Source organism: Trueperaceae bacterium (genome assembly GCA_031581195.1).
Classification (GTDB): Bacteria; Deinococcota; Deinococci; order Deinococcales; family Trueperaceae; genus SLSQ01.
Genome location: JAVLCF010000127.1, coordinates 1 through 6498, shown reverse-complemented (window position 1 = coordinate 6498; position 6498 = coordinate 1). Strand labels below are relative to the sequence as shown.

At 75.5% G+C, this 6498-nt stretch carries 8 protein-coding genes; 5 read left to right on the top strand and 3 right to left on the bottom strand.

The window, feature by feature from the left end:
* Positions 1-155 precede the first annotated feature (155 nt).
* Genes RI554_10045 through RI554_10035 form a run of 3 tightly spaced genes read right to left on the bottom strand, consistent with a single transcriptional unit; the run spans position 156 to position 2193 of the window.
* Complete coding sequence (locus tag RI554_10045; protein ID MDR9392356.1) at positions 156-965, bottom strand: methyltransferase domain-containing protein; 810 nt, start codon at positions 963-965, stop codon at positions 156-158.
* Positions 962-1699 carry an SDR family oxidoreductase gene (locus RI554_10040; protein ID MDR9392355.1) on the bottom strand — a complete coding sequence of 246 codons (738 nt, stop codon included), beginning with the start codon at positions 1697-1699 and terminating at the stop codon, positions 962-964. The genes RI554_10045 and RI554_10040 overlap by 4 nt, the downstream gene beginning before the upstream one ends.
* Complete coding sequence (locus RI554_10035) at positions 1696-2193, bottom strand: NUDIX domain-containing protein (protein ID MDR9392354.1); 498 nt, start codon at positions 2191-2193, stop codon at positions 1696-1698. Before RI554_10035 ends, RI554_10040 begins: the two co-directional genes overlap by 4 nt.
* Positions 2194-2268: 75 nt before the next feature.
* Here RI554_10035 and RI554_10030 point away from each other — a divergent pair, with 75 nt between their 5' ends.
* From RI554_10030 to RI554_10010, 5 genes are all read left to right on the top strand, one after another.
* A complete protein-coding gene (locus tag RI554_10030) occupies positions 2269-3072 on the top strand; it encodes a glycerophosphodiester phosphodiesterase (GenBank protein ID MDR9392353.1) in 804 nt (267 codons plus the stop codon).
* A 73-nt stretch (positions 3073-3145) separates the two neighbouring features.
* Positions 3146-3991, top strand: a complete 846-nt coding sequence (locus RI554_10025) for an enoyl-ACP reductase (protein MDR9392352.1) — start codon at positions 3146-3148, stop codon at positions 3989-3991.
* 105 nt (positions 3992-4096) lie between these two features.
* Positions 4097-5521, top strand: coding sequence for an anthranilate synthase component I (trpE, locus tag RI554_10020; GenBank protein ID MDR9392351.1), 1425 nt, complete (start codon positions 4097-4099; stop codon positions 5519-5521).
* Entirely contained in the window at positions 5518-6174 is a 657-nt protein-coding gene (locus RI554_10015; protein MDR9392350.1) for an aminodeoxychorismate/anthranilate synthase component II, read from the top strand. The genes trpE and RI554_10015 overlap by 4 nt, the downstream gene beginning before the upstream one ends.
* Positions 6171-6498: glycosyltransferase (locus tag RI554_10010; protein ID MDR9392349.1), on the top strand; the 328-nt coding region annotated here is incomplete at its 3' end. The genes RI554_10015 and RI554_10010, both read left to right, overlap by 4 nt.

Here is a 6498-nt window from a genome sequence, read left to right as displayed (position 1 = left end):
CCAGCACCCAGCGCGGTGCGGTCCCGAGCGCCGCGCGACGCGCCTCCGTCGCCGCCACGCCGAGCGCGAAGGCGTCCTCCGCTCGCATGGGGGCGCGCCCGGCCACGCCGCGCACGCCGTCGGTTCCGAACGTCGGCTCGCTCATCGGCCGGAGTCTACCCGGTGGCGCCGCCGGGCGGCGCACCGTCGGGTGCGGCGTCCGGCCGGCGCAGCGTCGCCACGAGCAGCGGCGGCCGGTGCTCGAGGCGGACCGGCGTCAAGCCGGCCGCCTCCACCTCGTCGGCGAGCGTGTCGGCGGTCGGCAGGTCGACCCCGCCCACCCGAAGGAGGGGCGCGAGGGCGCGGGTCGGGCCGGCGCCGCGCACCGACGCCATCAGGAACGCCCGCCCACCCGGCCGCAGGACGCGCGCGAGCTCGGCGAGGGCGGTGGGGCGGTCGCGCACCTCGTTCGGCGTACCGCCGAACGCGACGCCGTCGAACGACGCGTCGCGGTAGGGGAGGCGTTCGGCGTCCGCGAGCGCGAGGGTGGCGGGCACCCCCTCGCGCGCCAGACGTGCGGCGGCGCGCCGCAGGAACGCCTCGCTGACGTCGATCCCGTGCAGGACCGGCGCCGGGGCGTCCGTGCGGGCGTCGTCGCGGGCGGCGGCGTGGAGGGCGGCGAGGTAGAAGCCGGCGCCGCACCCGACGTCGAGGATTCGGCCGCCGCCCGGGCCGGCGGGATCGCAGGCCGGCAGCAGCCAGCGGCTCAACGTCGCGCGCTCCTGCCGGGTGCGGTAGTGCCCCCGCGTCAACAGCGCCGCGCTGCGGCCCCGCCAGAGCGGTTCGTAGAGGTGCGCGACGAGGGGCAGGCGGTTGACGCGCGCCGCCGCACGCCGGTCGCGCGGGACGGGGTCGGTGCGGAGGAAGCCGGCCGGGTCGGGCGTCGGGGGGACGGCGAACGGCGCGAGGTCCGCGCCGTCGTTCACAGGTTCCAGCCGCCGGCGACCGGCACGAACGCGCCGGTGACGTAGCCGGCCTCCTCGCTGGCGAGGAAGGCGATGGCGGCGGCGACCTCGCGGAGTTCGCCGAGCCGCTCCATCGGGATCTGTCCGGTGGGGCGCGAGACGCTGTTCTCGATCACGCCCGGCGCGACGACGTTCACGGTCGTGCCGTGCGGCGCCTCCTCGCGCGCGAGGCCGCGGGCGTACAGCAACGCGCCGGTCTTCGCGATCTGGTACGGCGCGACCGCCGGTTTCGCGACGAGGGTGTCGCTGCCGGCGTAGCCGACGTTCACGATGCGGCCCCGCCCGTGCGTCCGCAGGTGCGGGACCGCCCGCTGGCAGACGTAGAAGGTCGCGTGCAGGTTCGAATCGATCATCGCGTGCCAGGTGCCGGCGTCGAGCTCCGCGAGCGACCCCTTGGCGTAATCCCCGACGTTGTTGACGACCACGTCCAGGCGGCCGAACGCCGCGACGGCGTCGTCGACGAGGCGTTCCGCCTCGTCCTGCACCGTGACGTCCGCCTGCAGCGTCGCCGCCCGCACGCCGAGCGTGCGGACCTCCGACGCGACGGCCTCCGCCGCGGCGGCGCTCGCGCGGTAGTGCACGGCGACGTCCAGGCCGTCCGCCGCGAGGCGGAGCGCGGCGGCGCGGCCGATGCCACGCGCCGACCCCGTCACGAGCGCCGCGGGGCGCTCGGGGGGGATGGCGGGATCGCTCACGGTGCGGCGGTCCCGTCGGGCCGCGTGACGGACGGCCCCCCGGCGCCGTGCGCGAGGACGTGCCGGACCAGCGCCCGGGTGGGGGCGTTGAGGTCCAGGTGCAGCAGCGCGTCGCGGGGTGGCCACCAGCCGGCCTCCTGCGCCTCGTCGTTCAGGGCGAGGGGGGACGGGTCGTCGGTCCGGGCGGTCATGTTGAGGAGGACGAAGTGCGCGTCGGTGAAGAAGGCGGGGCTACGGACCGCCTCGAGGGTCGGCGCCCACCGCACGTCGCGCACGACGAGGGCGGTCTCCTCGAACAGTTCGCGGAGGACCGCGTCCAGGATCGCTTCGCCCGGCTCGATCTTCCCGCCGGGCACCCCCCACGTGTCCCGCCACTTCGCGGTCCGGACGAACAGCCCGCGGCCCTGCGGGTCGAGGACCAGGGCGCCGACCGTCGCCAGCGGGCGGGGTGCGGCGTCGGGCGACGGGGGTGGGTTGGAGGCGGGGTCGGGCACGCGGCGTCCTTTCCGTCGCAGCGTAGCAGCGACGCACGCGCCGGACGGTGGTCCGGGGCGCGGTATCCTGAGGCCATGTCGTTCGCCGCGATGCTTCTGACGACGGTCGTTCTGGTCGCCTGGTGGTTCGGTCCCGGGTGGCGCCCCCGGCCGCTGCCCGGCGTCCACCGCCCCCGCCCCTGGACGTTCGGGCACCGCGGCGCCCGCGGCCCGGCGCCGGAGAACACGATGGCGGCGTTCGACCTCGCCTTCGCCCACCTCGACGGCCTCGAGACCGACGTGCAGCGCACCGCCGACGGGCACCTCGTGTTGTTCCACGACCTGGAGCTCGACGGCCGCCCGATCCGCAAGTGGCGGTTCGCGGCGCTGCGCACCGCGCGGCCCGACCTGGTGACGCTCGAGACGCTCCTGCGGGCCGCGCGCGACGCGCGCGGGTCGGTCCTGAACCTCGAGGTCAAGTCGGACCCGCGGACGCTGCGCGGCGTCCTCCGGTCGTGGGCGCTGGAGCGCGACCTGGTGCAGGCGGTCCGCGCGAGCGGCGTGGACGACCGCGTCCTGATCTCGAGCTTCGACCCGTTCGCCCTCGCCCGCGTCCGGCTCCTCGCGCCGGAGGTGCGCACGGCGTTCCTGACGGCGCCCGAGGTGCCCATGATGCTGCGCGGGGTGCCGTGGGCGCGCCTGCTGCACGTCGACGCGGTGCATCCCGAGGCGCGTAGCGCGACGCCCGGCCTCGTCGCGCGGGCGCACGCCCGCGGTCTGCCGGTGCACGTCTGGACGGTGAACGACGCGAACGACGTCGTCCGCCTCCTGCGCAGCGGCGTCGACGGGGTGATGGGGGACGACCCGGAGGCGCTGCGCCGCGCCGCGCAGGAGGCGTGAGGGCGCGCCCGTGCGGTAGAGTCCCGCATCGCACGGCGCGCCGGGGACTGCGGCGCCGCGGGGAGGACCCACCATGTTCACCGTCGACCTGACCGGCAAGACCGGCCTCGTGATGGGCGTGACGAACCAGCGTTCGATCGCCTGGCAGATCGCGCGTCCGCTGGCCGACGCCGGCGCCCGGCTGGCGTTCAGCTACCAGGGCGAACGCCTCCGCCCCACCCTCGAGAAGCTCACGAGCGACCTCGACGCGCCCCTGTTGGCGACGTGCGACGTCACCGACGACGCCGACCTCGATGCGCTGTTCGAACGGATCCGCGCCGAGTTCGGGCGTCTCGACTTCGTGGTGCACGCCGTCGCGTACGCCCCCACCGAGACGTTCGCGAACCCGTTCTCGCAGACGTCGCGCGAGGACTGGCGCACCGCGATGGACGTCTCCGCCTACAGCCTCGTCGCGGTCGCGAACCGCGCCGCGCCGCTCATGCCGGACGAGGGCGGATCGATCGTGACGCTGTCCTACCTGGCGGCGGAACGCGTGGTGCCGCACTACAACATGATGGGGGTCGCGAAGGCGGCGCTCGAGGCCTCGACGCGCTTCCTGGCGTACGACCTCGGGCCGCGCGGCATCCGCGTCAACGCGCTCAGCGCCGGACCGCTGCGGACCGTCGCCGCGCGCAGCATCGCGGGGTTCGGGGACATGTACGGCGAGGCCGGGAAGCTGTCGATGCTGAAGCGCAACATCACCGGCGAGGAGGTCGGTCGGATGGGCTTCGCGCTCCTGACCGACCTCGCGGGCGGCGTGACGGGGGAGACCGTCCACGTCGACGCCGGCTTCCACGCCATCGGCATGTTCCTCGGGGCCGAGGACGACGGCGGCGACGACGCCGGCGGCGAGGCGTCCGCGGAAGGCTCCGCGGCGTGAGGTCGGGCGGGCGCGCCCGGCGGGTGGAGCGATGGCGTCGCGGCGTCCGCCCCGCCCCCCTTCGCTGAAGCGCGCCCGCGCGGCGCTCGGTCCCTGGAGGCCGCCATGCCCACCCGCCCGCTCACGCCCATCCACCAGGAGGTCCTCGCCGACCTCGAGACGCCCCTGACGGCGTACCTCAAGCTCGCCTCCGCCCCCAGTTTCCTGCTCGAGTCCGCCGAGCAGGGCCGCCTCGCCCGCTACAGCTTCATCGGGGTCGGCGAACGCCTCCGCGTCACCTCCAAGGACGGCGTCACCACGGTCGGGGATGCGCAGGGGACGCGCCCCGTGGAGGGCGACGACCCCCTCCGCATCCTGTGGGACCACGTCGTGCGCGACGTGGAGCCGGTCGCCGGTGCGGACCTCCCGTCGTTCTGGGCGGGGGCCGTCGGGTACGCCGCGTACGACCTCGTCCGCCGCTACGAGCGGCTGCCCGACGCCAACCCCGACGAGCTGGGGGTGCCCGACCTGCTGTTCGTCGCGCCGGAGGTGCTGGTGATCTTCGATCACCTGCGCCGCCGGATGTTCCTCGTCGCGCCGGCCGAGGCGGGCGACGCCGCGGACGAAGCGCGGGCGCGGGAACGCATCGCGCACGCCCGCGCGCGCCTCCGCGCGCCGCTGCCGGGCGTGCCCGGCGACCGGGCGGGCCGCCGAACGACGTTCGAAGCGAACATGACGCAGGCCGCGTACGAGGACGCCGTCCGTCGGGCGGTGACGTACATCCGCGCGGGGGACGCCTTCCAGGTCGTGCCCAGCCAGCGCTACACCGCGGAGCTCGGGGTGCACCCGTTCGCCGCCTACCGGGCGTTGCGGGCGATCAACCCCAGCCCCTACCTCGGGTACCTCGATCTCGGGCCCGTCACGCTCGTCGCGTCCAGCCCCGAAAGCCTCGTGCGGAGCGACGGCCGGTCGGTGTCGACCCTCCCGATCGCCGGGACCCGCCCGCGGGGCGCGACCGCCGACGAGGACGCCGCCCTCGCCGAGGGCCTCGCGGCGGACGCGAAGGAACGCGCGGAGCACGTGATGCTGGTCGACCTCGGACGTAACGACCTCGGGCGGGTGTGCGCCCCCGGGTCGGTGCGGGTGGCGGACCTCATGCGCGTCGAGTACTACAGTCACGTCATGCACCTCGTGTCCACCGTCGAGGGGATCCTCGCCGAGGGCCGCACGCCGCTCGACGCGTTGGCGTCGACCCTCCCGATGGGGACCGCGTCGGGCGCCCCGAAGATCCGCGCGATGGAGATCATCGACGAGCTCGAACCGACGCGTCGCGGCCCGTACGCCGGCGCGTTCGGGTACCTCGCGGTCGACGGAGCGATGGACATGGCGCTCACGTTGCGGACGATGGTGATCGAGGGCGGCCGCGTGCACCTGCAGGCGGGCGGCGGGGTCGTGGCGGACAGCGACCCGACCGCGGAGTACCAGGAGAGCGTCAACAAACTCGCGGCGCTCCGCCGGGCGGTGGAGATGGCGACGGAGGGGCTGGCGTGAGCGGGCACGACGCCGGCCCGACGGCGCCCCCCGGATCGGTGGACGTCCCACCGGGCGGCGGGGCGGGGGCCGTGCGCGTGTTGATCGTCGACAACTACGATTCCTTCACGTACAACCTCGTGCAGATGCTCGGCGAGCTCGGGGCCGACGTCACCGTATGGCGCAACGACGCCTTCGATCTCGAGGACGTCGCGCGGGAAGCGTTCGACGCGATCGTCGTGTCGCCGGGCCCGGGCACGCCCGACGACGCCGGCCTCAGCGTCGACGTCGTGCGCCGCTACGGCGCCGACGTCCCCACCCTCGGGGTGTGCCTCGGGCACCAGGCGATCGGGGTCGCGTACGGCGCGAAGGTCGTGCCGGCGCCCGTCATCATGCACGGCAAGACCAGCCGCGTGCGGCACGACGGCGGCACCGTCTTCGCGGGCCTCGGGGAGGACGTCGACGTCACGCGCTACCACAGCCTCGTGATCGAGGACCTCCCCAGCGAACTGCGGCCGACCGCGTGGGCGGACGACGAGGGGACCGCCACGATCATGGCGGTCCGGCACGCCACCGACCCGGTGTGGGGCGTGCAGTTCCACCCGGAGAGCATCCTGACCGACGAGGGCCGCCGGATGCTGCAGGCGTTCCTGGACGCCGCGCGGACGCGGTGAATTCGGGAGAGCCCCCGGCTACGCCGGGCGTCACCGTCGTCACCGCGACGGTGGGGCGGCCCGAGGTGCTGCGCGCGAAGGCGACGAGCCTGGCGCTGCAGACGCTGCCCCGCGACCGGTTCGAGTGGCGCGTCGCCTTCGACGGCGTCCCGGACGACCTCGCGACGCGCCTCGAGGCGGACCTTCGCGCGGCGCTCCCGAGCGACCTGTCCGTCGCCTTCGTCCGGACCGACGGTCGGGGGCCCGGCCCGGCGCGCGACGCGGCCGCGGCCGACGCGCGCCACGCGGTCCTGCTGTTGTCGGACGACGACTGCCTCCTCGACC